The following is a 1,108-nucleotide window of genomic DNA, read 5'->3' on the forward strand; positions in this document are numbered from 1 at the left end:
CGCCTCGGCCCGCGCACGGCGTGCGCGGCGGCGCTCGCGCCGTGCGATGGCGGCGCACATCAGCCCGTAGAGCAGGACCAGGATGAATGCCGCGGCAAGGCGCGGCACGGGAATCGAAAGAACCATGGGATGCAGCAATCGATGGCGTCAGGCCCCCGCCAGCGCCTCGAAGGCCGGCGTCGCGGCCCAGGCCAGGCCCCGCGGCGTGCGCTCGCACACCAGTGCGGCCAAGCCCTGCCGCCGCGCGAAGTCCAGGCCGTCCTGCGGGCCCAGCACGGTGATGACGGTGGCCAGCGCGTCGGCTTGCATGCACTCGGCATGCAGCACCGTCACGCTCGCCAGCGCGTGGTGCACGGGCTCCCCGGTGCGCGGATCGATGGTGTGGGAATAGCGGCGGCCCGCATGGTCGAACGCATGCCAGAGGTCGCCCGAGGTGGCCACCGCCATGCCCTGGAGCACCAGCGCGCGCGGTGCATGGCCCGCGGGATCGGCCACGGCCACGCGCCAGGGCTGCCCATCCGGCCGGCGGCCGCTGGCACGCAGCTCGCCGCCCACCTCCACCAGAAAATCGGTCCAGCCCTGCGCCTGCAGATGCTGCGCCACGCAGTCCACCGCATAGCCCTTGGCGATGCCGCTCAGATCGAGCTGCGCGCCACCCGGCTGCCGGGCCTGGCGGCGCGCAGGCTGCAACGCGATACGGCCATGGCCCACGCGGGCCCTTGCATCGCTCAGGGCCTGGGGCGATGGGATGCGCGCCACGGGCCCGGCCTGCGGATCGGCCCCCGGGCCGAAGCCCCACAGGTCCACGAGCGGGCCCACGGTGGGATCCCAGGCGCCGCCGCTGCGCTGCGACCAGTCGAAGGCGCATTGCAGCACGGTGAAGAACTCGTCCGGCAGCGTGTGCCAGGTACCGGCGGCGGCGCGGTTGAAGCGCGAGAGGTCGGAGTCCGGCTTCCAATGGCTCATCTGCTGCACGACCCGGCCCAGCGCGGCGTCGATGGCGGCACGCACCGGCTCGAGCGGCGCGAAGCGCGGGTTGCCCAGGCGCACGCGCCAGGTCTGCCCATGGACTCGCCCGACAGCGTGTGCAGCGCGGCCGGATCGGCAC

At 74.0% G+C, this 1,108-nt stretch carries 1 protein-coding gene; it reads right to left on the minus strand.

Annotated elements, in window-relative coordinates; all coding sequences use genetic code 11:
• Positions 1-147 precede the first annotated feature (147 nt).
• On the minus strand, positions 148-1,108 hold a 961-nt coding region (locus AC27IQ_RS25270; RefSeq protein ID WP_487091263.1), incomplete at its 5' end, for an FAD:protein FMN transferase.

The sequence above is a fragment of the Acidovorax sp. KPB24-07 genome, from assembly GCF_057543315.1.